General features: G+C 71.7%; 22 protein-coding genes. 14 read left to right on the top strand and 8 right to left on the bottom strand.

What is annotated here, in order from left to right:
• Nucleotides 1–44 precede the first annotated feature (44 nt).
• Nucleotides 45–1,793, top strand: coding sequence for a VanW family protein (locus ABEB12_RS04960; protein WP_185064752.1), 1,749 nt, complete (start codon nucleotides 45–47; stop codon nucleotides 1,791–1,793).
• A gap of 66 nt (nucleotides 1,794–1,859) precedes the next feature.
• On the opposite strand, the gene ABEB12_RS04955 is transcribed toward ABEB12_RS04960, so the two are convergent.
• Genes ABEB12_RS04955 through ABEB12_RS04930 form a run of 6 tightly spaced genes read right to left on the bottom strand, consistent with a single transcriptional unit; the run spans nucleotide 1,860 to nucleotide 9,240 of the window.
• A complete protein-coding gene (locus ABEB12_RS04955) occupies nucleotides 1,860–3,230 on the bottom strand; it encodes an MFS transporter (protein WP_185064753.1) in 1,371 nt (456 codons plus the stop codon).
• Between the two features lie 34 nt (nucleotides 3,231–3,264).
• Nucleotides 3,265–4,404: an allantoicase gene (gene alc, locus ABEB12_RS04950; protein WP_185064754.1), complete on the bottom strand. Its 1,140-nt coding sequence runs from the start codon at nucleotides 4,402–4,404 to the stop codon at nucleotides 3,265–3,267.
• Nucleotides 4,405–4,435: 31 nt separating this feature from the next.
• Complete coding sequence (gene allB / locus ABEB12_RS04945) at nucleotides 4,436–5,785, bottom strand: allantoinase AllB (RefSeq protein ID WP_221498821.1); 1,350 nt, start codon at nucleotides 5,783–5,785, stop codon at nucleotides 4,436–4,438.
• A 2-nt stretch (nucleotides 5,786–5,787) separates the two neighbouring features.
• Entirely contained in the window at nucleotides 5,788–7,524 is a 1,737-nt protein-coding gene (gene gcl, locus ABEB12_RS04940; protein WP_185064756.1) for a glyoxylate carboligase, read from the bottom strand.
• A 4-nt stretch (nucleotides 7,525–7,528) separates the two neighbouring features.
• Nucleotides 7,529–8,470: a 2-hydroxy-3-oxopropionate reductase gene (locus ABEB12_RS04935; RefSeq protein WP_345702572.1), complete on the bottom strand. Its 942-nt coding sequence runs from the start codon at nucleotides 8,468–8,470 to the stop codon at nucleotides 7,529–7,531.
• A complete protein-coding gene (locus ABEB12_RS04930; RefSeq protein WP_185066065.1) occupies nucleotides 8,467–9,240 on the bottom strand; it encodes a TIM barrel protein in 774 nt (257 codons plus the stop codon). The genes ABEB12_RS04935 and ABEB12_RS04930 overlap by 4 nt, the downstream gene beginning before the upstream one ends.
• Nucleotides 9,241–9,400: 160 nt before the next feature.
• Here ABEB12_RS04930 and ABEB12_RS04925 point away from each other — a divergent pair, with 160 nt between their 5' ends.
• The 12 genes from ABEB12_RS04925 to ABEB12_RS04870 all read left to right on the top strand — a co-directional run bounded on the left by ABEB12_RS04925 (nucleotide 9,401) and on the right by ABEB12_RS04870 (nucleotide 23,020).
• A complete protein-coding gene (locus ABEB12_RS04925) occupies nucleotides 9,401–10,507 on the top strand; it encodes an acyl-CoA dehydrogenase family protein (RefSeq protein ID WP_185064758.1) in 1,107 nt (368 codons plus the stop codon).
• Entirely contained in the window at nucleotides 10,507–11,655 is a 1,149-nt protein-coding gene (locus ABEB12_RS04920; protein ID WP_185064759.1) for an acyl-CoA dehydrogenase family protein, read from the top strand. Before ABEB12_RS04925 ends, ABEB12_RS04920 begins: the two co-directional genes overlap by 1 nt.
• 286 nt (nucleotides 11,656–11,941) lie before the next feature.
• Nucleotides 11,942–13,882: a 2-oxo-4-hydroxy-4-carboxy-5-ureidoimidazoline decarboxylase gene (uraD, locus tag ABEB12_RS04915; protein WP_345702571.1), complete on the top strand. Its 1,941-nt coding sequence runs from the start codon at nucleotides 11,942–11,944 to the stop codon at nucleotides 13,880–13,882.
• Entirely contained in the window at nucleotides 13,882–14,373 is a 492-nt protein-coding gene (gene uraD / locus ABEB12_RS04910) for a 2-oxo-4-hydroxy-4-carboxy-5-ureidoimidazoline decarboxylase (RefSeq protein ID WP_185064760.1), read from the top strand. The genes uraD (ABEB12_RS04915) and uraD (ABEB12_RS04910) overlap by 1 nt, the downstream gene beginning before the upstream one ends.
• Before the next feature lie 61 nt (nucleotides 14,374–14,434).
• Entirely contained in the window at nucleotides 14,435–14,779 is a 345-nt protein-coding gene (gene uraH, locus ABEB12_RS04905) for a hydroxyisourate hydrolase (RefSeq protein ID WP_185066067.1), read from the top strand.
• 2 nt (nucleotides 14,780–14,781) lie between these two features.
• Nucleotides 14,782–15,660, top strand: a complete 879-nt coding sequence (pucL, locus tag ABEB12_RS04900) for a factor-independent urate hydroxylase (protein WP_185064761.1) — start codon at nucleotides 14,782–14,784, stop codon at nucleotides 15,658–15,660.
• Nucleotides 15,661–15,993: 333 nt separating this feature from the next.
• Nucleotides 15,994–16,866 carry an FAD binding domain-containing protein gene (locus tag ABEB12_RS04895; protein WP_185064762.1) on the top strand — a complete coding sequence of 291 codons (873 nt, stop codon included), beginning with the start codon at nucleotides 15,994–15,996 and terminating at the stop codon, nucleotides 16,864–16,866.
• A gap of 1 nt (nucleotide 16,867) precedes the next feature.
• Nucleotides 16,868–17,344 carry a 2Fe-2S iron-sulfur cluster-binding protein gene (locus ABEB12_RS04890; RefSeq protein ID WP_185064763.1) on the top strand — a complete coding sequence of 159 codons (477 nt, stop codon included), beginning with the start codon at nucleotides 16,868–16,870 and terminating at the stop codon, nucleotides 17,342–17,344.
• Nucleotides 17,345–17,397: 53 nt separating this feature from the next.
• Entirely contained in the window at nucleotides 17,398–18,753 is a 1,356-nt protein-coding gene (locus ABEB12_RS04885; RefSeq protein ID WP_185064764.1) for an 8-oxoguanine deaminase, read from the top strand.
• An 83-nt stretch (nucleotides 18,754–18,836) separates the two neighbouring features.
• On the top strand, nucleotides 18,837–21,101 hold the full coding sequence (gene pucD, locus ABEB12_RS04880) for a xanthine dehydrogenase subunit D (protein ID WP_185066068.1): 2,265 nt from the start codon (nucleotides 18,837–18,839) through the stop codon (nucleotides 21,099–21,101).
• 6 nt (nucleotides 21,102–21,107) lie between these two features.
• Nucleotides 21,108–21,512 (top strand): allophanate hydrolase-related protein, encoded by a 405-nt coding sequence (locus tag ABEB12_RS04875; protein WP_185064765.1) that lies wholly within the window; start codon nucleotides 21,108–21,110, stop codon nucleotides 21,510–21,512.
• Nucleotides 21,513–21,574: 62 nt separating this feature from the next.
• Nucleotides 21,575–23,020, top strand: coding sequence for an ATP-binding protein (locus tag ABEB12_RS04870; protein ID WP_345702569.1), 1,446 nt, complete (start codon nucleotides 21,575–21,577; stop codon nucleotides 23,018–23,020).
• A 21-nt stretch (nucleotides 23,021–23,041) separates the two neighbouring features.
• Here ABEB12_RS04870 and ABEB12_RS04865 read toward each other — a convergent pair whose 3' ends face one another.
• Nucleotides 23,042–23,749 carry a WHG domain-containing protein gene (locus tag ABEB12_RS04865; protein WP_185064766.1) on the bottom strand — a complete coding sequence of 236 codons (708 nt, stop codon included), beginning with the start codon at nucleotides 23,747–23,749 and terminating at the stop codon, nucleotides 23,042–23,044.
• A 94-nt stretch (nucleotides 23,750–23,843) separates the two neighbouring features.
• Between ABEB12_RS04865 and ABEB12_RS04860 the strand changes: the two genes are divergently transcribed.
• A complete protein-coding gene (locus tag ABEB12_RS04860; RefSeq protein ID WP_185064767.1) occupies nucleotides 23,844–24,611 on the top strand; it encodes an SIP domain-containing protein in 768 nt (255 codons plus the stop codon).
• Here ABEB12_RS04860 and aztD read toward each other — a convergent pair whose 3' ends face one another.
• A complete protein-coding gene (gene aztD, locus ABEB12_RS04855) occupies nucleotides 24,612–25,733 on the bottom strand; it encodes a zinc metallochaperone AztD (RefSeq protein WP_185064768.1) in 1,122 nt (373 codons plus the stop codon).
• Nucleotides 25,734–25,752: the final 19 nt, after the last annotated feature.

Genomic DNA, 25,752 nt, shown 5'->3' with positions numbered 1-25,752 from the left:
CGCCCTGAGAGGATGGGCCTCCTTAACATTCGGAGGTGCCCCGCGTGTTACCCGTCGAGCTCCCGGAGAACTGGTGGCGCCTGGACGCGGCGCTCGGCCGGTACCGCGGCGCCTTGATCGGCGGCGTCGCGTTCGCCTTTCTCTCCGCGCTGTACGTGGTCGACCTGGTGTCCGGGTACGACCGGGTGCCCGGCGACGTGGTGGCCGCCGGGGTGCGGCTGGGCGGGCTGGGCGCGGCCGAGGCCGAACAGACCCTGCGCGCGGCACTGGCGCCCAGACTGACCAAGCCGGTGGAACTGGTCGCCGGGACGGAACGCGGCGAGCTCGACCCGCTGGCCGCCGGGCTCGAGGTGGACTGGCCGGCCACCGTCGCTCGCGCGATGGACCAGCCGGTGAACCCGTTCACCCGGATCGGCTCGTTGTTCGGCGACCGGGAGGTCGGCGTGGTCAGCCGGGTGGACGACGTCCGCGCCGGCGCCGCGCTGGACCAGCTCGGCCAGCGGGTGGGCAAGCCGCCGGTGGAGGGGTCGGTGCGGTTCACCGGGCTGACGCCGGTACCCGTGTACCCGACCGGCGGGCACCAGTTGGACCTGCCCGGTGCCGTGCGAGCGGTCGCCGACCGGTGGCTGGCCGGTGCGCCGGTCTCGCTGCCGGTGGTGGACCAACCCGCGACGGCCAGCGCCGCCGACGTCGACCGGCTGGTCGCCGAGGTGGCCGGGCCGGCGGTGTCCGGCCCGCTGACCCTGGTCGGGGACGGCGCCCGGGCCACCCTGGAGCCCTCGGAGATCGCGGCGGCGCTGCGCTTCCGGGTGGACGGCGCGCGCGGCCTGGTGCCGGACCTGGACCTGGACGTGGTGCGCAGGGCGGTGTCCGGGCCGCTGGCCGCCACCGACCGGCCCGGGCGGGACGCGTCGATCGGGTTCTCCGCCGGCGCGCTGACCGTGGTGCCCGCCCAGGACGGCCGGGTGATCGACTACCCGGCGACCTTCCGTGACCTCGGCGGGGTGTTGTCCCGCACCGACGGGCCCCGCGAGCTCACCGTGGTCTACCAGGCCCAGCCGGCTCGCGTCACGACCGAGGAACTGCGCAAGGTGCTGGACGCCGGGGAGATGAGCACCTTCACCACCGGCGGGTTCGCCGCCGACTCCGGCCGCAACATCCGGCGCGCCGCCGAGATGATCAACGGCAAGGTGGTTCGGCCGGGGCAGACGTTCAGCCTGAATGGGGCGACCAACCCGCGCAACGCGGCGAACGGCTTCGTGGAGGCCGGCATCATCGAGGACGGCGAGCCGGCGCGCGGCATCGGCGGCGGGGTGTCGCAGGTGGCCACCACGCTGTTCAACGCGGCCTACTTCGCCGGCATGGTGGACATCGAGCACAAGGAGCACAGCTACTACATCAGTCGCTACCCGGTCGCCCGGGAAGCCACCGTGTTCAATGACGTGATCGACGTGAAGTTCCGCAACGACACCCCGGGCGCCGTGGTGATCCGCACGATCTGGACCCCGTCCTCGCTCACCGTGAAGCTGCTCGGCACCAAGGTCTACGAGGTCAGCTCGGCCACCGGCGCCCGGCGCAACCAGACCTCGCCGGACTCGCACAGCAGCGACAGCGACTCCTGCAAGCCCAGCAAGGGCGCGCCCGGTTTCACCGCCACCGACACCCGCACCCTGCGCGACCTGCGCTCCGGCGAGGTGCGCTCGGAGACCCGCACCGTCACCTACCGCCCGTCCCCCACCATCACCTGCGACGGCGACGACGATGACGACGAAGATGACGACGACGAGGACTGACACCCCCACCCACCTGATTCAGTCACTTCAGCACGCTGATTCAGTGACTCCAGCAGGCTGATTCAGTTACTTCTGGCGCGGGCGGCGGGTCAGGGTGAGGTAGGCGAAGATGCCGGCCACCGCCAGGGTGGCCAGGCCCAGGACGCCGACGCGGAAACCCAGTGAACCGCCACCGGCGAGCGTCCAACCCAGTGCGGCGACCGAGGAGCCCATGGTCATCGCCACCGAGCGGGCGGTCATGCTGGCCCCGCCGGCCGAGCCGGCCATTCCGGGCGGAGCGGCGCCGAGGGTGGCGGTGTTGACCGCCGTGTTGAACAGGCCGGCACCCACCCCGAACAGCGCCAGGCGCCAGCCCAGGTCGACCAGTGAGGCCCCGGCGTCGAGGGACAGCATGGAGAGCATGCCGGCCACGCTCAGCGCGGCGCCGGTGGCGATCACCAGGCGCGGGCCGAACCGGTCGGTGAGCAACCCGGCCAGCGGGGAGGTCGGCGCGATCGCGCCGATGTAGCAGAGCAGCGCCAACCCGGTGGTCTCCGGGCTGCCGTGCAGCACGTCGGCGATGAAGTAGGGGAGCAGGAAGAACAGCAGGCCGGCGGACAGGCTCATGGTGAACAGGGTGACCAGCGTGCCGCCGAACGCGGGCCGGCGGACCAGGGCGACCATCGGCCGCGCGCTGGCCAGCCGGCTCCAGCCGACCGCCAGCCCGATGCCGAGCGCGGCCAGCCCGGCGGCGAGCACGGGCCGGGTGGCGAACTTGTCGAACGCCACCAGCAGCCCGGTCACCGCTCCGCCGAGCAGTGCCGCCTCGCGCACCAGCGAACGGTCCGGCACCGGCAGCCCCCGTCCACCACCGGTGGGCACCGTGCGCGCGCCCAACCACAGCACCGCGACCAGCAGCGGCAGCTTGATCAGGAAGACCGCGCGCCAGCCCAGCTCGCTGGCCACCAGCCCGCCGATGGGCGCCCCGGCCACCCCGCCCAGGGTCATGATCATGATGATGTAGCCGATCGCGCTGCCCCGCTGGTTCTCCCGCACCGAGCAGGTGATCAGCGGCATGTACACGCACACGATCAACCCGCCGGCCAACCCCTGGAGCACCCGGGTGGCCAGCAACAGCGGCATGGTGGGCGCGAGGGCGGACAGCACGCTGGCCACGCCGACACCGGCCATGGAGGCGAGGAACGCGGCGCGCACTCCCGCCCGGTCGGCCCACCGACCGGCCGGGATGGCGATGGCGGCCATGGGCAGCGAGTACGCCAGCAGCACCCACGCGGTGGTCGCCGGGCTGGCGCCGAGGTCGGCGCCGATGCTGGGCAGGGCGACGGCGGAGATGGTCATCTCCGAGGTCACCACCAGCATGCCCAGACCCAGCGCCACCACCGGCGCCCACCGCGTCCGGGTCAGCCCACCCGGCTCCCTCACTGCCTCGGTCGTCATGCACCAGACGCTAGAACCTCAACTAACGTAGAGGTCAAGCTCCGGCCAGCGCGCGCACCTCGGCCGGTACCTCGGCCGAGCCGGCCAGCGGGCGGGCGGCGACCAGCGTGGCGGCGGCCGCCCGGTCCAGCCCGGCCTCCTCGGCCAGCACCCGCAGCGCGAACGCCGGGGGCAACCGGTCGAACCAGCGCGCCGCCAACCCGGCCCGGCCGTGCGCGGACATGTCGCCGTACAGGCGCAGCCGCGCCATCCCGCCGTCGGGGTACACGTCCAGCCGGACGAGCTCCACCTCCGGCCCGCCGGGCAGCCGGAACCGGTGCCGGGTGTCTGGCTGCAGCCGCTGGCGGGGGAGCAGCTCGACCCACTCGGACGACCCGGGGACGCGCCCCCGCAGGCTGGCCCAGCCCGGGGCGTTGCCGACGAAGTGGCTGGTGTCCAACTCGGCCAGGCGCACCGAGCCCGGCCCGGCCAGCCGCACCTCGACGTAGTCGTTGGCGTCGTCGCGCCGGCGCGCGGTCTCCCAGCCCTCGCCCATGACCGCGGCGCGGCCGGGGGAGATCAGGTTGCGCGGCGACGAGTAGAACATGTTGCTGCACCCGACCACGTCGCCGCCGTTCTCCAGCGCCGCCAGGTCCACCGCGCCGGCGCTCAGGAAGCGCGGGTCGGCCACCGGCTCGCCGTGCACCCGCAGCCGGGCCACCCCGCCGTCCGGGAAGATGTTCAGCCGCACATGGGTGACGTACCGGTCGGCGGCTGTGTCGATCACGTCGAACGGGTTGCGGCTGTCGCCCTTCACCCCCGACCGCGCGACCAGCTCGAACCAGTCCGCGTCGGACAGCTCGGCCGGCGACGGGTGGCCGTCCACCGCCGCGCCCTCGACCGAGATCTCCGGCGGGTAGTTGCCGGTGAAGAACGCGGTGTCCACCACCACGCCGTGCACCACGCCGGGCAGGCCCAGGCGCACGATCGCCCAGTCGTGCCCCGGTTCACGCCGCCGCCGGGTCTCCCAGCCGTCGTACACCTGGCCCTTGTGGCCGAACGTGTAGACCGAGTGGGAGGGGTCTTCCGGCTTGATCAGGTTCTCCCGCTCGGCGAACAGCTCGTCGTTCGCGGCGACCACGCTGCCGCCCAGCCGGCGGGAGGCAAGGTCGACGAGGCGGGTGAACTCGGTCATTGATCTCCTTCGGTCTGCTGAAGTGACTGAATCACCGTGCTGAAGTGACTGAATCGGCGTGGGTTAGAGCGCCGGCGTTGGGGGCGGTGGGGGCGCCTCGGAGGTAGGTGGCGCGGACCTGGCCGGTGACCTCGCGGTTCGCGTAGGGGGTTACCGGGTGGCGGTGGCGGAGGGCGGCCGGGTCGATGGTCCAGGTTGTGTCGGGGGCGAAGACGCAGAGGTCGGCCTGGCGGTCCACCGCGATGAGGCCCCGGTCGGTCAGGCCGGTGAGGGCGGCGGGGGCCGACGCCATCCAGCGGGTCACCTCGGTCAGGGGGACGCCGCGTTTTGCCGCCTCGGTCCAGACCACGGGGAGGCTCAGTTGCAGGGAGGCCACTCCGCCCCAGGCGGCGGCGAAGTCGCCGGCGTCCAGGAGCTTGAGCTCCGGGGTGCAGGGTGAGTGGTCGGAGACCACCATGTCGATATCCCCGGCGCGCAGCGCGTCCCACAGCCGTGACCGGTTGGCGTCGTCCCGGATCGGTGGGCAGCACTTGAACTGGGTCGCCCCGTCCGGCACCTCCTCGGCGCGCAGGGTCAGGTAGTGCGGGCAGGTCTCCACGGTGAGGGGCAATCCGGCGGAACGGGCGGCCCGGATCGCCGGCAACGCCGACGCGGAGGACAGGTGCACGATGTGCGTGCGGCAACCGGTGCGCCGGGCGGTGTCCAGCAGCAGCGCGATGGCGCTGTCCTCGGCGGCCGCCGGGCGGGACGCCACGAAGTCCGCGTACCGCCGCGCTCCGCCGGTCGGCAGAGACGGTGCGGCGGCCAACACCGCCTCGTCCTCGGCGTGCGCGATCAGCAGGCCGCCGAAGGAGGCGATCTCGGTCATCGCCTCGAGCAGCCCGGCCGGGTCCAGCGGCGGGAACTCGTCCACCCCGGACGGCAGCAGGAAGCACTTGAACCCGACCACCCCGGCGTCGTGCAGCGCCCGCAGCTCGCCCGCGTTGCCGGGCACCGCGCCGCCCCAGAACGCCACGTCCACCCAGGGTTGGGCCGCGGCGGCGGCCGCCCGCTTCACCGCCAGCGAGGGCACGTCCACGGTGGCCGGGATGCTGTTCAGCGGCATGTCCACGATGGTGGTGACCCCGCCGGCGGCCGCGGCGGCGGTGGCCGTGGCGTAGCCCTCCCACTCGGTGCGGCCCGGCTCATTGACGTGCACGTGCGCGTCCACCAGCCCGGGCAGCAGCACCTCGTCGTCGGCCAGGGTGACGGCCGAGGCGGCGGCCAGCGGCGGCGCGGACAGGGGCACGATCGCCGCGATCCGGCCGTCCGCCACACCCACCTGGACGGCTCGCTCGCCGCCCGGGAGGACCGCCCGCGCGGCCCGGAACACCAGATCCAGCACTAGCTCGCTAGCTCCTCGAACTCGGTGACGTTGTCCAGCTCGGTGCCCATCGAGATGTTGGTGATGCGCTCCAGTATCACCTCTACCACCACCGGCACCCGGTGCAACGCCATCAGCTCCTTCGCCTCGGCGAACGCCTCCGCCAGCCGCGACGCCTCGGTCACCCGGATCGCCTTGCAACCCAGGCCCTCGGCGACCCGCACGTGGTCCACCCCGTAGTCGGCGGTCTCCGGCGAGTTGACGTTCTTGAACGACAGCTGCACCGCGTAGTCCATGTCGAACGCCCGCTGCGCCTGCCGGATCAGCCCGAGGTAGGCGTTGTTCACCACCACGTGCAGGTAGGGCAGGTTGAACTGGGCGCCGACCGCCAGCTCCTCGATCATGAACTGGAAGTCGTAGTCACCGGACAGCGCCACCACCGGCCGGGAGGGGTCGTCCGCGACCACGCCCAGCGCGGCCGGCGCGGTCCAGCCCAGCGGCCCGGCCTGGCCGCAGTTGATCCAGTGCCGGGGGTGGTACACGTGCAGGAACTGCGCGGCGGCGATCTGGGACAGCCCGATCGCGGTCACGTACCGCACGTCCCGGCCGAACGCCGCGTTCATCTCCTGGTAGACCCGCTGCGGCTTGATCGGTTTGTCGTCGAAGTCGGTGCGCCGGTGCAGGGTGCGCTTGCGCTCCGCGCATTCCCCCGCCCAGGAGGACCAGTCCGGCAGCTGCCCGGAGCCCTTGCGTGCGTGCGCCACCTCGAGCAGCTGGGTCAGCGCGGCCTTGGCGTCGGACGCGATGCCGTAGTCCGGGGCGAAGACCCGGCCGATCTGGGTGGGCTCGATGTCGATGTGCACGAACCGCCGGCCCTCGGTGTAGGTGTCCAGGCCGCCGGTGTGCCGGTTGGCCCACCGGTTGCCGATGCCCAGCACCAGGTCGGACTCGAGCAGCGTGGCGTTGCCGTAGCGGTGCGCGGTCTGCAGCCCGGCCATGCCGGCCATCAGCGGGTGGTCGTCCGGGATGGCGCCCCAGCCCATCAGCGTGGGGATCACCGGCACCCCGGTGACCTCGGCGAACGCCACCAGCTCGCGCGCGGCGTCGGCGTTGATGATGCCGCCGCCGGCCACGATCACCGGACGCTCGGCGCCGGCCAGCAGGTCGAACGCCTTCTCCGCCTGCGCCCTGCTGGCCGCCGGCCGGTACACCGGCAGTGGCTGGTAGGTGTCCGGGTCGAAGTCGATCTCGGACAGCTGCACGTCCAGCGGCAGGTCGATGAGCACCGGGCCGGGACGGCCGGAGCGCATCAGGTGGAACGCCTGCTGGAACGCCCCGGGCACCTGGGCCGGCTCCAGCACGGTCATGGCCATCTTGCACAGCGGCTTGGCGATCTCCGAGATGTTGACCGCCTGGAAGTCCTCCTTGTGCAGCCGCGCCCGGGGCGCCTGCCCGGTGATGCACAGGATCGGGATGGAGTCGGCGGCGGCCGAGTACATCCCCGTGATCATGTCGGTGCCGGCCGGCCCGGAGGTGCCGATGCACACGCCGATGTTGCCGGCCCGGGCCCGGGTGTACCCCTCGGCCATGTGCGAGGCGCCCTCCACGTGCCGGGCCAGCACGTGCCGGATCCCGCCGTGGGCCTTCATCGCGGAGTAGAGCGGGTTGATCGCGGCGCCCGGAACGCCGAAGGCCTGCGTTGCGCCCTCGCGTTCCAGGATGGCGACGGCGGCGTCGACGGCGCGCATCTTCGGCATCTTTTTAGGTCCCTTCTCGACCGGAGAGACGTTCGACGCCGCGCAGCAGCGCGGAGTGGTCCAGCCCGCCGTCGCCGACCGCGAGGGCGGACGCCATCAGCTGGGCGACCAGCGCGCCGACCGGCAGCACCACGCCGGCCTCGCGGGCCGCGCTGTTCACGATGCCCATGTCCTTGTGGTGCAGCTCGATGCGGAAGCCGGGAGGGAACTCGCCGGACAGCATGTTGCCCTTCTTCTGGTTCAGCACCGCCGACCCGGCCAGCCCGCCGCCGAGCACCTCCAGCGCCGACTCCAGGTCCACCCCGTACGCCCGCAGGAAGGTGACCGCCTCGGCCAGGGCCTGGATGTTGCTGGCCACGATCAGCTGGTTGGCCGCCTTGACCGTCTGCCCGGCGCCGTTCGGCCCGACGTGCACCACGGTCTTGCCCACCGCGTCGAACACCGGCCGGGCGGCGGCGAAGTCCTCCGCCGCGCCGCCGACCATGATGGACAGTGCGGCGTTCTTCGCGCCCGCCTCGCCGCCGGACACCGGGGCGTCCAACAGCCGGAAGCCGGCGGCGCGGGCCTGCTCGGCCAGCTCGGTGGTCACGTCCGGGCGGATACTGGAGAAGTCGATGACCAGCGTGCCCGGCTTGGCGTGCGCGAACACCCCGTCCTCGCCGGCCAGCACCGCCCGCACGTCCGGCGAGTCCGGCACCATGATCGCGACGATGTCCGCATCCCGCACCGCGTCCGCGATCGACGGCGCGCCTCGGCCCCCCGCCTCCACCAGAGGCTGCGCCTTCGCCGCCGTGCGGTTGTACCCCACGACGTCGAACCCGGCCTTCACCAGGTGTCCCGCCATCGGCCCGCCCATGATCCCGAGCCCGATGAATCCAACGGTGGTCATATGCACCTCCGGTGCCTGTGAGTGAGAAGTGTGGCTATAGCCATACTTCTCACTCACGGGTGCTGGCGGAGCCAGGCGAGGCTGGCTTCGGTGGTTGTGGTCGGCTTGTATTCGAGGCCTACCCAGCCGGTGTAGCCGCGGGTGGTCAGGGCGGCCAGGTGGGTTGTCAGGTTCAGGTCGCCGGTGCCGGGCTCGCCGCGGCCGGGGGCGTCGGCGATCTGCACGTGGGCCACCCGGTCGCCGTACTCGGCGATCGCCTTGTCCAGGTCGTCGCCGTTGGTGGCCAGGTGGTAGAGGTCGCACAGGAAGCCGAGGGCGCGCACGCCGGTCTCCGAGGCGACGCGGTCGATCACCGCGATGGCGTCGGCGGCGGTGCGCAGCGGGTAGCGGGGCGCGCCGCTGACCGGCTCGATCAGCACGGTGCCGCCGATCCGCGCGGCGGCCCGGCCGGCCTCGGCCAGGTTGGCCACCGCCAGCTCGTCCTGCTCGTTGGGGTCGATCCCGTCGACCCGGTTGCCGTACAGCGCGTTGAACGCCCGGCAGCCCAGCCGCTCGCCGATGCCGACGGTGATGTCGATGTTGTCCCGGAACTCCGCCGCCCGCGCCGGCCAGGACACCGCGCCCCGGTCGCCGGCCGGCATGTCGCCGGCGAAGAAGTTCAGCCCGACCAGCTGGACGCCGGCGTCGGTGATCGCGCTGGTGAAGGCGTCCACGTCCCGGTCGGAGGGGACCGCCTCGCCGAACGGCCACCAGAACTCCACCGCGGTGAACCCGGCGGCGGCCGCCGCGGCCGGCCGTTGCAGCAGCGGGAGCTCGGTGAACAGCATGGACAGGTTCGCCTCGTACCGTGGCGTCACGATCCGCGCCTTTCCGTATTATGGAAGTATCTTTCTGCTTTACGAAAGTACCGCGAAACCCGTTGCCGGGTCAAGGGTGCCGGCGGCCGTCCAATTGCAGACGGAAGCCGTCAGTAATAGCGTGCGGAGCATGGCCTTCACCTTCAGCGAAGAACACGCCGCCCTGCGCGCGGCGGTGGCGGAGTTCCTCGCCGACCACAGCGACGAGGCGGCGGTGCGCGCCCTCGCGGAGACCGGGCGCGGCATGGACCCGAAGGTGTGGCGGGCGCTGGCCGAGCAGCTCGGCGCGGTCGGGCTGGCCGTGCCGGAGCAGTACGGCGGGTCCGGTGCCGGGCCGGTCGAGCTGGCGGTGGTGGCCGAGCAGCTGGGGCGGGCGTTGTTCTGCGGTCCGTACCTGTCCAGTGCGGTGTTTGCCAGCACGCTGCTGGTGGAGCTGGCCGACGACTCAGCCAACCGGGACCTGCTGCCGGCACTGGCCGGCGGCGAGCGCACCGCCACGGTGGCTCTGGACGAAGGCACCGGCGACTGGGACCCGGCCAGCTCCTCGACAGCGGCCGAGCGAGGCGCGGACGGCTGGACGGTCAGCGGGGAGAAGCGCTACGTGCTCGACGGTGCCCACGCGGACACGCTGCTCGTGGTCACCCAGGGGGCGCGGGTGTTCGCCGTCGACCGCACCGCCCCCGGCGTCACCACCACCCCACTGGCCACCCTGGACGGCACCCGTAAGTTGGCCGACGTCAGCCTGAGGAACGCACCCGCCCGCCCGCTCGCGCCGGACGGCGACCACGGGCGGGCGGTCCGGCGAGCGCTGGACACCACCGCGGTGATGCTGGCCGCCGAGCAGGCCGGCGGGGCGCGCGCCGCGCTGGACATGGCGGTGGAGTACGCCAAGCAGCGCTACCAGTTCGGCCGCCCGATCGGCAGCTTCCAGGCGGTCAAGCACATGTGCGCGGAGCTCCTGGTGGACGTCGAGTCGGCCTACTCGGCCGCCTACTACGCGGCCTGGGCACTGGCGGACAGCGCGGACAACGCCGAGGAGGCGACCAGCCTGGCCGCCGCGTTCTGCTCGGACGCCTTCGTGCGGGCGGCCAGCGACAACATCCAGATCCACGGCGGCATCGGGTTCACCTGGGAACACCCGGCGCACCTCTACCTGCGCCGGGCGCGCGGCGGCGCCCGGCTGCTCGGCTCGGCGAACACCCATCGAGAGCGCTACCTGCGGGAGGTGACCGCCTGATGGGCACCCGCGAGGAGGCCAGGGCGTGGCTGGCCGAGAACTGGGACCCGGCGGACCGGCAGGGCTGGCTGGCCAAAGTGGTCGACGCCGGCTACGCGGTGCCGCGCTGGCCCCGGGAGGCGCACGGGTTGGGCCTCACCGACGCCGAGGCGACCGCGATCGAGGAGGAGTTCCGCGCCGCCGGCGCCCCCGGCGCCGGCCAGGACCGCACCAACCTGTGGGCCAACACGCTGCTCGCCTACGGCACCAAAGAGCTCCAGGGCGAGCTGCTGCGTCCGCTGCTGGAGAACCGGGTGGGCATGTGCCTGCTCTACTCCGAGCCCGGCGCCGGTTCCGACCTGGCCGGGGTGCGCACGCGCGCGGTGCCCGACGGTGAGGAGTACGTGGTGAATGGCCAGAAGGTGTGGACGTCCATGGCCGCCGAGGCGGACTACGGGATGCTCATCGCCCGCACCGACCCCGAGCAGCCCAAGCACCGGGGGCTCAGCTTCTTCTTCCTGCCCATGAAGCAGCCCGGCGTCCAGGTCCGGCCGCTGCGCCAGATGACCGGCGAGGCGCACTTCAACGAGGTCTTCCTGACCGACGCGCGGGTGCCGGCGGCGAACATGCTGGGCGCCCCCGGGGACGGCTGGCGGGTGCTGATGACCGCGCTGGCCGTCGAGCGGGTGATGATGGGCGAGGTCAACGCCGGCGTGATCACCCGGAGCGGGGGCGGCGGCGAGGCCGACCTGGTCGAGCTGGCCCGCCGGCACGGCCGGCTGGACGACCCGGTGCTGCGCCAGGACCTGTCCCGGCTGCTCATGCTGCGCGCGGTGAACCGGTGGAACAACCAGCGGGTGCAGGCGGAGGTCAAGCAGGGCGGGTCGGGATCCGCGGTGTCCATCGGCAAGCTGCTGATGTCCCGGATCGTGCACGAGACCGGCCGGGTGCAGACCGAGATCGTCGGCCCGGCGGCGCTGCTGGAGGGCGAGGAGAACCCGGACGGCGACGCGGCCAACTTCGCCGCGCTGAACGCCTTCTTCACCTCCATCGGCGGCGGAACCGACCAGGTGCAGCGCAACATCGTGGGGGAGCGGGTACTCGGCCTGCCCCGGGAGCCCGAGGTGGACCGCGGCGTGCCGTTCAGCCAGATCCGCCACTCTGGCTGACTGCCGGGGTGAGCTATCTCATGAGAAGCTCTTGACGGACCATCGGACCCGACCTAACCTTTTCGTCTGCGGGAAGTTTGTTTCCGCAACACGGAATTAACAGTTCTACAGCACGCCACGTAGCATCACCGCCGCGTAGCAGCGACGCACTCGGCCCGGCCCCTCTGACGGCCGGCACCGCTGCCACTCGGAATTGGCGGCCACCTGGCACGGAAAAACTCGGCATTGCGGCCGGACCGGACCCGATGGCTAGTGGACGGCCGCCAACTTCTGGGGTGATACAGCGATGGCTCGATCAGCCTCCAGCAAGACCGACCAGCCCAAAACGCATGGCCGCCGGCACCCGGTGGACCAGATGCTTCCGGTGCCCAAGCTCGCGGTCTACGGGTTCCAGCACGTGCTGGCCTTCTACGCCGGCGCGGTCATCGTGCCGATCCTGCTGGCCAGCGCCATCGGCCTGTCCGAGCAGCAGCTCATCCACCTGATCAACGCGGACCTGTTCACCTGCGGCATCGCCTCGATCATCCAGGCCCAGGGGTTCTGGAAGGTGGGCGTGCGGCTGCCGCTGCTGCAGGGCGTCACGTTCACGGCGGTGTCCCCGATGATCGCCATCGGGATGGCGGCCGGCGGCGGCACCGACGGCCTGCTGGTGATCTACGGCTCGGTCATCGTGGCCGGCCTGGCCACCTTCCTGATCGCGCCCTGGTTCGGGCGGCTGATCAAGTACTTCCCGCCGGTGGTGACCGGTTCGGTGATCACCATCATCGGCATCGCGCTGCTCCCGGTGGGCGCGCTGGACGCGGTGGGCGGCGGCGCCGCGAAGGACCCGACCAACGGCCGCTACCTGGCCTACGCGCTGGGCACGCTGGCCCTGATCGTCATCATGCAGCGGATCTTCCGGGGCTTCCTGGCCACCATCGCGGTGCTGGCCGGTCTGGTGGTCGGCACGCTGGTGGCCTGGGCGCTGGGTGACGCGCACTTCGACGCCGTGGCCGGCTCCGCGTGGGTGGGGGTGACCTCGCCGTTCTACTTCGGCCTGCCCAAGTTCAGCATCGCGGCCATCATTTCCATGATCGTGGTCATGCTGATCACCGCCGTGGAGACCACCGGTGACGTGTTCGCCACCGGTGAGATCGTGGACAAGAAGGTGGGCCGGGAGGACATCTCCCGGGCGCTGCGCGCGGACGGCCTGGCCACCACGCTCGGCGGCGTCCTCAACTCGTTCCCGTACACCTGTTTCGCGGAGAACGTCGGGCTGGTCCGGCTGACCCGGATCAAGAGCCGGTACGTGGTCGTCGCGGCCGGCGTGATCATGATCCTGCTCGGGATGCTGCCCAAGGCCGGGGCGATCGTGGCCGGCATCCCGCACCCGGTGCTGGGCGGCGCGGCGCTGGCCATGTTCGCCACGGTCGCCGTGGTCGGCATCCAGACGCTGTCCCGGGTGGACTTCAACGACCACCGCAACATCGTCATCGTGGGCACCAGCCTGGGGCTGGCCATGCTGGTCACCGCGCAGCCGGACATCGCCAAGGCGGTGCCGGAGTGGGCACAGATCATCCTGGGCAGCGGGATCACCCTGGGCAGCCTCACCGCCATCCTGCTGAACATCCTGTTCCACCACGTGGGCAAGGGGCGGGGCGCGGCGGTCGCCGGCACGCCGGGACACGGCGAGATCCGGCTGAACCGGGTCAACGAGATGAGCCAGGAGGAGTTCGTCGCCGCGTTCGGGCAGCTCTTCCAGGGGCCAGTGTGGGCGGCGGAGAACGCGTACACCCGCCGCCCGTACGCCGACACCCAGGCGTTGCGCCGGGCGTTCCAGGACGCGCTGTTCGGCGCCACCCCCGAGCAGCAGCGGGACCTGATGACCCACTACCCGGCGCTCGGCTCGGCGGCCGTGGCCGAGGGCGAGACCGGGCAGATGTCCGCGCGCGACCAGGCCACCGTCGGGCTGACCCGGCTGGCCGACGAGGACTCCGACGAGTTCCTCCGGGTGACCGGGGAGTACGAGCGGAAGTTCGGCTTCCCGCTGATCGTCTGTGTGCGGGACATGCACAGCCGGGAGGAGATCCTGCACCAGGGGGAGATCCGGCTGCACAACTCGCCGGCCCAGGAGCACGCCGCCGCGCTGATCGAGATCGCCAAGATCGCCAGCCACCGGTTCGACGACCTGGTGGCCGGCGCCAACCCCATCCACGCCGCACGATTGCAACGGTTCGAGAACCTCTGATGAAGTTGACCGATTTCAATGCCTTGCCGGAGAGCAAGGCGCGACACGCCCTGTTCGCCTGCTGCGGCTCACCGGCCTGGACCCGGCGGGTGGCCGCCGCCCGGCCCTACTCCTCGGACGCGGAACTGTTCGCCGCCGCCGAGCGGGCGCTGGCCGAGCTCTCCGAGGCGGAGATCGACCACGCCCTGGACGGGCACCCCCGGATCGGCGAGCGCCGGGACGCGGACCAGGTCTCGGCCCGTGAGCAGGCCGCCGTCACGGTGGCCGGGGACGACGTGAAACGGGCCATCGCCGAGGGCAACCGGGACTACGAGGCCCGGTTCGGGCAGGTCTACCTGGTGGCGGCCAGCGGCCGTTCCCCGGAGGAACTGCTGGCCGACCTGCGTCACCGGTTGGACAACGACCCGGCGACCGAACGCAAAGTGCTGCGCTCCGAGCTGGCCAAGATCAACCGGATCCGGCTGGGTCAGCTGATCGAGGGGGAGAAATGACGCTATGGCTCTGCGCACATATACGCAACACCGGCCGGGGCTCGACCGGGAGGGCGGTTCGGTGAGCGGCATCACCACGCACGTGTTGGATACGGCGCTGGGCCGCCCGGCGGCCGGCGTCCCGGTCCGGCTGGAACGAGTGGACCGCTCGGACTTCGGCGACGGCAAGCCGCTGGCCTCGGCGGTCACCGACGCGGACGGCCGGGTGCGGGACTTCGGCCTGGCCACGCTGACCGCGGGCGACCACCGGCTGGTGTTCGCCACCGCCGCCTACTTCGCGGCGACCGGGCAGCGCGGGTTCTACCCGGAGGTGTCGATCACCTTCACGGTCACCGAGCCCGGCGAGCACCACCACGTGCCGCTGCTGCTGAGCCCGTTCGCCTACTCCACCTACCGAGGGAGCTGATCATGTCCAAGATCGTGCTTGGCCCGAACCAGTACGGCAAGGCGGAGAACCGGGTGGTGCGGATCTACCGGGACACCGCCGAGCACGAGATCCGCGACGTGAACGTGACCACCGCGCTGCGCGGCGACTTCGCCGCCGCACACACCCACGGCGACCAGCGCGACGTGCTGCCCACCGACACACAGAAGAACACCTGCTACGCCTACGCCAAGGAAAAGGGCATCGGCGAGATCGAGGACTACGCGCTGGACCTGGCCCGCCACTTCGTCACCGACATCGAGCCGGTCACCGGTGCGCGCGTGGTGGTGGAGGAGTACGGCTGGCAGCGGTTGAGCGAGCACGCCTTCGTCCGCGCCGGCCAGGAGGTACGCACCGCCCAGGTGACGTTGGAAAACGACCGGGAATGGGTGGTGTCGGGCCTGAAGGACCTGACCGTGCTGAAGTCCACCGGCTCGGAGTTCCACGGCTTCCTGCGCGACGGCTACACCACGCTCGCCGAGACCAGGGACCGGATCATGGCCACCTCCCTGGTGGCCCGCTGGCGGTACCTGCACACCGACGTGGACTGGGGCAAGGCCTACGCGGACATCCGGAGCATCCTGCTCGCCCGGTTCGCCGAGGTGCACAGCCTGGCCCTGCAGCAGACGCTCTGGGAGATGGGCAAGGGAGTGCTGGAGGCGCACTCCGAGGTGGCCGAGGCGATGCTGTCCGCACCCAACAAGCACCACTTCGCGGTCGACCTCTCACCGTTCGGCCTGGACAACCCGAACGAGGTGTTCCACGCCGACGACCGGCCCTACGGCTTGATCGAATGCAACGTGACCCGGGATGACGCGCCCGACGCCGGGCCGGCCTGGCAGACCGTAGCGGGGTTGTCGTAGATGCCTTGCTCTGCGCACATATATGCAACACGGGGTACCACGATCGCGCCGACCTGCGTCGAGTTCATCCCGAGAGACGTTCGATCAAGGGAAACGGTCTCTCATGATGAGCTCGGTGGGCCGAAAGCGGGGGAAGCGCCATTTGCATCCCGGACGGACCCGCGCGACCGGCGGAACTGGGCAGCGGCGCCGGAAGCGGTTGGTCACCCGGGGGTGATCGTCATCTGTGGCGGTTCAGCCTCGATTTTCGCGGTTACACCGCCACTAACGGTGATCAAGGCCGGCACATCGCGGCCTCACCCAAGCACTCCTGTCACGGAATCGGTGATCTAGATGGAGTTCCTGCAACCGTCCACCCTGGGCGAGGCCCTGGAGGCCAAGGCCGCGCACCCGGACGCGGTGCCCATCGCGGGTGGCACCGACGTCATGGTGGAGATCAACTTCGACAAACACCGGCCCTCCGCGCTGCTGGACCTGAACCGGGTCGGCGAGCTGGCCGAGTGGGCGCCCGACAACGGGCACATCCGGCTGGGCGCCGGGGTGAGCTACGCGCGGGTGATCAATGAGCTGCCCGGCAAGCTGCCCGGGCTGGCGATGGCCGCGCGCACCGTGGGCTCGCCGCAGATCCGCAACCGGGGCACCGTGGGCGGCAACCTCGGCGCGGCTTCGCCGGCCGGCGACTCGCACCCGGCACTCCTGGCCGCCGGCGCGGTCGTCGAGGCCGCCTCGGTGCGCGGGTCACGGCGGATCCCGATCGACGAGTTCTTCACCGGGGTGAAACGGAACGCGCTGGCGCCGGACGAGCTGATCACCGCCGTGCTGGTCGAGTCGGCGAGCGGCCCGCAGCAGTTCTGCAAGATCGGCACCCGGAACGCGATGGTGATCGCGGTGTCCGCGTTCGGCCTTGCTCTGCATTCAGAAGAGCGCACGGTGGGCGCCGGCATCGGCTCCGCCGCACCCACGCCCCGGAGGGCCACCGACGCGGAGCGGTGGCTGGCCGGCGCACTGGCCGACGGCGGCCACTGGGACTCGAAAACCGCCCTGCCGCCGGCTTTGCTGGCCGAGTTCGCCAACCGGGTACGCGCCGCCGCATCGCCCATCGACGACGTGCGGGGCAGCGCGGCCTACCGGCTGCACTCGCTGGCCGTGATGGCCCGGCGCGCGCTCGCCTGGGCCTGGGCCGACTACCAGAACGGGGGAGACTGACATGCGTATCCGGCTGACGGTGAACGGCGCGACCCGGACCGCCGACGACGTCTGGGAGGGCGAGTCGCTGCTGTACCTGCTGCGCGAGCGGCTGGGCCTGCCCGGTTCGAAGAATGCCTGTGAGCAGGGCGAATGCGGTTCCTGCACGGTGTACCTGGACGGGTTGCCGGTGTGTTCCTGCCTGGTCGCGGCCGGTCAGGCGAACGACCGCGAGGTGGGCACGGTGGAGGGCCTCGGCGGGCAGGAGGCCGAGCTGGACCCGGTGCAACAGGCGTTCGTGGAGGCCGGCGCGGTGCAGTGCGGCTTCTGCACCCCCGGGCTGCTGGTGCAGACGCACGCGTTACTGGCGTCCGCGAACCAGGCTCCTTCGGATGAGGAGATCCGCGAGGCATTGGCCGGCAACCTGTGCCGGTGCACCGGCTACGAGAAGATCCTGGATGCAGTCCGCCTCGCTAGCGCTCGGCGGAGCTGCTCGTGAGTGCAAAGTATCGCTATAGCCACACTCGCCACTCACGGGTGCCGGAGGCACACATGATTATCGAGAACGCCACGATTGCCACCGTCAACGCGGAGAGCGTCGTGCACGAGTCCGGACACGTCGTGGTGGACGGTGCCCGGATCACCTCGGTCGGTGCCGGTCCCGCGCCCGATACGCCCGGCGCGCAAAGGATCGACGGCACGGGCTGCCTGGTCACGCCGGGGTTCGTGAACACCCACCAGCACCTCTACCAGTGGGCCACCCGAGGGCTGGCCGTGGACGAGACGCTGTTCGGCTGGCTCACCGCGCTGTACCCGGTGTGGGCCGGCATCGACGAGGAGACCACCCACGCGGCGGCTTCCGGCTCGCTGGCCTGGCTGGCCCGCACCGGGTGCACCACGGCCAGCGACCACCACTACGTGTTCCCCCGCGAGGGCGGAGACGTGCTGGCCGCCGAGGTTACGGCGGCGCGCGAAGTGGGGCTGAGGTTCCACCCGACCCGGGGGTCGATGGACCTGGGCAAGAGCCAGGGAGGGCTGCCGCCGGACCACGTGGTCGAGGACATCGACGCCATCCTGGCCGCCACCGAGGCGGCGATCGAGGAGTTCCACGACCCGTCGCCGGAGTCCATGCTGCGCATCGCGGTGGCGCCCTGCTCGCCCTTCTCGGTCACCGGTGAACTGCTGAAACGGGCCGCCGAGCTGGCTCGGGCGAAGGGCGTGCGGATGCACACCCACCTGGCCGAGACCACCGACGAGGACGACTACTGCGCCGAGCACTTCGGCTGTACCCCGGTGCAGTACGCGCAGAACCTGGGCTGGCTGGGCCCGGACGTGTGGCTGGCGCACGCCATCCACCTGGACGACCCGGCGATCGCCACGCTGGCCCGCACCGGCACCGGGGTGGCGCACTGCCCGTCCTCCAACGCCCGGATCGGCGCCGGCATCTGCCGGACCAGGGCGCTGCGCGACGCCGGCGTGCCGGTCGGGCTGGGCGTGGACGGTGCCGCGTCCAACGAGGCCGGCTCGCTGCTGGAGGAGGCCCGGCACGCGCTGCTGTTCGCCCGCGCGGTCGGCGGGCCTCGGGCGCTGGCCGTGCACGACGCGCTGGAGATGGCCACCATGGGCGGCGCCCGGGTGCTCGGCCGGGCCGACGAGATCGGCTCCCTGGAGCCGGGCAAGCTGGCCGACCTGGCGGTCTGGCGGCTGGACACGCTGCCGCACCTGGACATCGCCGACCCGCTGGCCGCGCTGTTGCTGGGCTACCCGCCGCCGCTGGAGCTGCTCCTGGTGAACGGCAACCCGGTGGTGGAGCACGACCGGGTGGTCACCGTGGACGAGGACGAGGTGGCCCGCGCCGTCCGCCGGGCGCACACCAAACTGCTGACCCGAGCCGGGGTGAACCAGTGACCCACCCAAAGTCGCGTATTTCCACGCAGAGCCATAGCGTCGAAGTGAGAACCGCCCGCGCACCCGCTGGGGCGCCCGGCGCGCTGACCGGTTCGACCGGCGGCATCGGGGTGAATGCGCTTCGCCCGGACGCCACCTTGAAGGTGACCGGCGAGTTCGCCTACTCCAGCGACCTGTGGCACGACGAGATGCTGTGGGGCGTCACGCTGCGCAGCCCGCATCCGTACGCCCGCATCCGGTCGGTCGATATCGGCGAGGCGCTGGCCACGCCCGGGGTGTACGCGGTGCTCACCGCCGCCGACGTGCCGGGGCGCAACGCGGTCGGGCTGGAACACGCCGACCAGCCGGTGCTGGCCGAGGGCGTGGTCCGCTACCAGGGCGAACCGGTCGCCCTGGTAGCCGCTGACCACCCGGAGATCGCCAAGCGGGCGGCCAAAAAGATCAAGGTCGACTACGAGGTCTGGGAGCCGGTCACCGACGCCGAGGCGGCGTTGCGACCGGGCGCGACGAAGATCCACGAGGGCGGGAACCTGGTGCGGCACCTGAAGCTGCGCAAGGGCTCGCCGGCACCGAGAGCCGATGTGGTGGTCACCGGCGAGTACACCGTCGGCATGCAGGACCAGGCGTTCCTCGGCCCGGAGTCCGGCCTGGCCATCCCCGCCGAGGACGGCGGGGTGGAGCTGTACGTGGCCACCCAGTGGCTGCACGTGGACCAGAAGCAGATCTGCCAGGCGCTGGACCTGCCCCCGGAACGCGTGCGCCTGACCCTGGCCGGCGTGGGCGGCGCGTTCGGTGGGCGCGAGGACCTGTCCATGCACGTGCACGCCTGCCTGCTCGCCCAGCGCACCGGCAAGCCGATCAAGATGGTGTACGACCGGGAGGAGTCCTTCTTCGGGCACGTGCACCGCCACCCGGCGACCATGCGCTACGAGTTCGGCGCGCGCCGGGACGGCAAACTGGTGTACGCAAAGGCGGAGATCTGGTTCGACGGCGGCGCGTACGCGTCGAGCACCGGCGCGGTGGTCGGCAACGGCGGCACCATGGGCATCGGCCCGTACGTGGTGCCGAACGTGCATGTGGACTGCTACGGCGTGTACACCAACAACCCGCCGTGCGGCGCCATGCGCGGCTTCGGCTCGGTGCAGACCGCGTTCGCCTACGAGGCGCAGATGGACAAGCTGGCGGAGGTGCTGGGCATGGACCCGGTCGAGGTGCGCTGCATCAACGCCATGGAGCAGGGTTCCGAGGCGCCCACCGGGCAGCTGGTGGACAGCGCCGCCCCGGTGGAGGAGCTGCTGCGCCGCTTGGAGGCAATGCCGCTGCCGCCGCCGTTGCCCGACCGGCCGGACCTGCGCCAGCTGCCCGGCGGGGTGGGCAACACCACGCACGGCGAGGGCGTGCGGCGGGGCGTCGGCTACGCGGTGGCCTACAAGAACGTGGGCTTCTCCGAGGGCTTCGACGACTACTCCACCGCCCGGGTCCGGCTGGAGCTGGTCGGCGGGGAGCCTTCGGTCACCGTGCACACCGCCGCCGCCGAGGTGGGCCAGGGCCTGGTCACCGTGGAGCAGCAGATCTGCCGTACCGAGCTGGGCGTGGAGAAGGTCACCGTGCACCCGAAGGACACCACGGTCGGCTCCGGGGGGTCCACGTCGGCCTCCCGGCAGACCTACATGACCGGGGGAGCGGTGAAGGCGGCCTGCGAGAAGGTGCGCGAGCGGGTGTTCGCGCTGGCCGGCTCGCCGGGTGATGGGCGCCTGGAGGGCGGCAAGCTGGTCAGCGAGTCCCGGGGCGTGCTGGCCTCGCTGGCCGAGCTGCTCGGCGACGAGGTCATCGACGAAACCGTGGAGTGGCGCCACCGGCCCACCGAGGAGATCGACCCGGAGACCGGGCAGGGCTTCGCGCACGTGCAGTACGCGTTCTCCGCGCACCGCGCGGTGGTGGACGTGGACGTGGAGCTGGGGCTGGTCAAGGTGATCGAGATGGCCTGCACCCAGGACGTGGGCAAGGCCATCAACCCCGAGGCGGTGATCGGCCAGATCCAGGGCGGCACCGCGCAGGGCCTCGGCCTGGCGGTGATGGAGGAGATCCAGGTCAAGGACGGGTACATCCGCAACCCGTCGTTCACCGACTACCTGATCCCCACCATCCTGGACATGCCGCCGATGCGCATCGAGGTGCTGGAATACCCCGACCCGCACGCCCCGTACGGCTTGCGTGGGGTCGGCGAGCCACCGACCATCTCGTCAGGCCCCGCCGTGGTTGCCGCGATCCGGGCGGCCACCGGGCTGGACCTCACGCACGCCCCGGTCCGTCCCGAACACATCGTTTCCGTCGAAAACGGAGGTTGACGCTCGATGCCGCTGATGTTCCTGAACGGCACCGCGATGTCCGGCATGGCCGATCACCACCTGGTCGGCGATGCACCCCTGGTGGCCAAGACCCGGACCGCGCCGCGCTACCGCTTCTGGGCGGTGAACGCTGGCGATGCTCGTTCCGCTGGCGCTCCTCTCGGCGCGTATCCGGGCCTGGAGGACGTCGGGTCCGGGGGAGCGGCCGTGCTCGGCGAGGTCTACGACCTGTCCTGGCGGCAGCTGCGCGAGGTGCTGCTTCCCGGCGAGCCGCCCGGCCTGGAGCTGGGCGCGATCGAGCTGGCCGACGGCACCGGCTCGCTGGCCATGGTGCTGCGCCGCGAGCACACCGCGCTGCCCTGCACCGACATCACCGACCTGGCCTCCTGGCGGGATTACTTGCACAGTTAGGTAGATTGAATCTACGTAGCTAGAATCTACGTAGATTCAATCTACCTAAGAGGTGAACCATCGTGCCGCTATTCGTCGGCCGGGATGCCGAGCTCGCGTTGCTCGGCCGGCGACTGAACCGGGTGGCTGACTTGGCATCTGGGGGCGCGCTCGCCATCCGCGGCCGCCGCCAGGTCGGGAAATCCCGCCTGGTCCAGGAGTTTTGCGACCGGGCGGGTGCGCCCTACCTGTTCTTCACCGCGACCAAGGGTGCGTCGGCCGTGGAGTCGGTGACCGAGTTCCTCTCGGATCTGCGGGACTCGGCGCTGCCCGCCGACCGGGAGGAAATTCCCGCGCACGGATCCGGCAGCTGGCCGGACGCATTCCGTGCGCTGTCGGCCGCGCTGCCGGACCGGCCCTCGATCGTCGTGATCGACGAGCTGCCCTGGCTGGCGGAGCAGGACAACCTGTTCGACGGGGCGTTGCAGACTGCCTGGGACCGGCTGCTGTCCCGGCGTCCGGTGCTGCTGCTTCTGCTCGGCAGCGATCTGCACATGATGGAACGCCTCACCGCGTACGACCGGCCCTTCTACGGTCGCGCGGACAATCTGGTCCTCGGCCCGCTGAACCCCGCCGAGACCGGTGAGGCGCTCGGCCTGGACGCCGCCGACACGATCGATGCGCACCTGGTATCCGGTGGCCTGCCGGGCATTCTGCGTGCCTGGCCGCGCGGTGTCCCCGCGCTCTCCTTCCTCGAGGCCGAATGCGCGGACCCCGCGTCCCCGGTCTTCTCCGTGCCGGAATCCTCGCTCTTGGCCGAGTTTCCTGCTCCCGATCAGGCTCGCCGGGTGCTGGAGGCCATCGGCGGCGGCGATCGCACACATGCCAACATCGCCGCCGCCGCGGGCAGCCGCCAGGGTGTGCTGGCCTCCGGGACGCTGTCGCCGCTGCTGCACCGTCTGGTGACCGAGAAGCAGGTCCTGGCCATGGACTTGCCGCTCTCCACCCGAGCCGGGAAGCCGGCGCTCTACCGCGTCGCCGACAGCAACCTGCGCCTATACCTGGCGGTGCTGCGGGTGGCGCACACCCAGGCCAGGCGAGGTCGGCCGGAGGTGGCATTCCAGCAGGTCGAGCGGCGCTGGACCAGCTGGCGCGGACGAGCCGTCGAACCGCTGGTACGCGAGTCTCTGGAGCTTGCCTCGGCGGCCGGCGAGCTGCCCTGGGCCGAGGTCGAGGCGGTGGGCGGCTGGTGGAACCGCCAGTTCGACCCGGAAGTTGACCTGGTCGGCGCCGACCGAGCCCCGGTCGCCGGGCGGGTGTTTTTCGTCGGTTCCGCCAAGTGGCTGGCCAGCCCCTTCGATCGGCATGACTTGTCGGCAATGTTGCGTGGGGCCGCGGCGGTGCCTGGCTTCGCGCCGGGGGAGACCGGGCTCGTGGTTGCGTCTCGAGCCGGCCTCGCCCCTGACATCCCGGCCGAGTCGATCGATCTCCGTTGGGGTCCGGAGGAGCTGATCAACGCCTGGTGCTGACCGGCGGTTGCGCGGGCGTGCTCAGTCCGGCGGGCGGTAGGTGAGGCCGAGCAGGTGGCTCAGCTCGCGCAGGCACTCCTCGTACATCGGCTCCGGGTCGGCGAAGGCGAAGTCGAGTTGGTGCAGCACCTCCATGCACAGCTGCCCGTAGAGGCGGATCCAGCAGGTCAGGAACACGTGCAGAGCGGGGGCGGGCAGGCGCCCGTGGTGCTCGTCGGCGTGGGCGCGCAGCTGCGTCCACAGTGACTCGGGCAGGTCCTCGGCGGCCGGTGTCGGGAACGGGCGCACGGCCCACAGCGACGCGACCTCGTCCAGGAACCGGTCGCCGAAACGGTGGCCGGCCCGGTAGCGCACCGTCGCCCGGTCGCCGCCCCCGGCCACCGGGCTGGTGAACACCCAGCGGAACTCCGCCGGGTGCGCGACGGCCCAGCCGCGCAGCGCGCGGCACATCGCCAGCAGGCGCCGGTCGGTCTCGCCGTGGGCCGCGCGGACCTCGTCGAGCACGCCGGCGATCTCGGCGAAGAAGTCGGCGGTGACCGCGTCCACCAGGTCCTGGTGGCCGGAGTAGTAGCGGTAGATCCCCGGACCGCTCATGCCCAGCTCGCGGGCGACACCGTTGATGGTCACCGCCTCCGGCCCGTCCGCCACCAGCAGGGCCCGGGCGGCCTGGCGGATCTCCACCAGGGTGGCCTCGCGGAGGCGCTGCCTCCGGGTCGTCGTTGCTGCCACGTGCGTCCCCTCCGTATCCCGTTGACATGTTAGGGCACGTAGTCTTTGCTAGAGCTAATAGTAAAGTTAGTGCCTCTAACACTTGGAGAGAACGATGACCCGGACCCGGACCCGGCGCTCCCGCAACCCGCTCAGCTACGCGTTCGCCAAGCACGTGACCTCGGGCGAGATCGCCGCCGTCGGGCTGGTCACGCCCACGCTGCGCCGCATCGTGATCACCGCCGACGCGGTGGCCGACTGGCGGCCCGTGCCCGGGCAGCACGTGCGAATCCAGATCAACGACCCGCTGTCGGTGTACGGGCTGCTCCGGCCGGCCGACACACTGCGCACCTACACCGTGGTGGCGCACCGGCCCGAGCGGCGCGAGTTCGAGATCTGGGCGCATCTCTACGGCGGGGACGGCATCGGCCTGCGTTGGGCGCGCGGGGCGCGCGCCGGTGACCCGGTGACCCTCTGGGGTCCGATGGGAAACCTGGCCGTGCGGCCGGCGCCGTACCACCTGTTCGTCGGGGAGGAGACCGGCAGCTGCGCGTTCAACGCGCTGCTGCCCGCGCTGCCGCCGGGCCAACCCGCCGTCGTGGTGGCGGAGAGCGACTGGCTGGAGGACCAGGTCCCGTTGCCGGCCGGCGCGACGGTGCACCGGGTGCACCGGGCCGGCGCGGCACCGGTGTCGTCGGCCGCGCTGCTCGAGGCGGTGCGCGCGCTGGAGCTGCCGGACGAGCCGGGCGCCGCCTACCTGGCCGGCGAGGCGCTCACCGGCCGGGCCATCCGCGACCACCTGGTGGGGGAGCGCGGCTGGCCCCGCGACTCCGTCACCGTCAAGCCGTTCTGGACCCCCGGCCGGCGGGGGCTACATCACTGATCACGGCCCGGTCAGCTCGATCGGGGTGGCCGGCAGGGTCTGGCTGGCCCGGACCTTGTTGCTGGTCAGGTCCACCGCGTGGATCTTGTTGGCGGCCGGCTCGGTGATGTACGCGGTGTGTTCGCGGACGAACAGCGCGGGCCGGGTCCGCTGCCACTCCAGGGGCTCGCTCCACGGCGCGAGCACCGGGATGCGCGCGGTGACGGCCGCTGTGTTCGGGTCGATCACGTGCAGCGCTCCGTCGGTGCCGAGCACCAGCGCGGACCCGCCCGGACCGCGGCCGAGCGAGCGGAAGGTGTAGCTGGTGCCCAGGTTGACCAGGCGCATCGTGCCCGAGGCGGTATCGATCAGGGCCACCCGCTCGGGGCGTTCCAGCTCGGCGTTCGGGTCGGTCTTGTAGTCGCCGAGCACGACGGAGGACTCCTCCGAGCCGGCCGCGCTGCCCACCCGGCCGTACGGGTCGGGGCTGGTCACCTTGGTGAACCGGCCGCCGGCGTACACCAGTGCGCCGGTCTGGCAGCCGATCACCACCGCCTCGTCCTTGGCGGCCGCCTCGCCGTGCACGCCCGGGCAGGCCTCGTTGCGCGCCAGCTCCCGGTGCTCCCGGTCCAGCATTGCCGCTCCGACGCGGGCCTTGTCGGTGCCCAGGGTGACCAGCAGGCGCCCGTCGGCCAGCTCGACCGCCACGCCGTGGTGCGGCGCCGCGGCGGTGTACACCCGGCTGGCCGGCCGCTCGCCGCCGGCCAGCGCGGCCGAGTCGAACGACTCCACCCTTCCGCTGCCGTCGCTGAACAGCACCGTCTTCCCGGCGTGCCGGACCACGTGGCCGGGCTTGGCCGCCGGGAAGCTCACGTCGGTCAGCTTCGCCTCGCCCCGGGTGTCCAGTACCCGGAAGGCGTCCGAGGTGGACACGATCACGTGCCGCCCGTCGCCGGCCGGGTTGACCCGGATGAACCCGGGCAGCTCGACGGTGTGCAGCACCGCCAGCGACTCGGCGTCCAGCACTTGTAGTCCGCCCTGGTGGGTGGTGACGAGTCGGGCGCCGCCGGGTTCCTGGCTTGCGCAGCCGGCGGTGAGCAGGCAGATCGCGGCGACCAGCGAGGCGATGCGGGGGAGGTTCATGCTGAGAGCTTAATGAGAA

The organism is Actinospineispora eucalypti (assembly GCF_039543365.1).
GTDB lineage: Bacteria > Actinomycetota > Actinomycetes > Mycobacteriales > Pseudonocardiaceae > Pseudonocardia > Pseudonocardia eucalypti.
The sequence above is the reverse complement of the archived record's forward strand: the minus strand, read 5'-3'. Positions and strand labels throughout refer to the sequence as shown.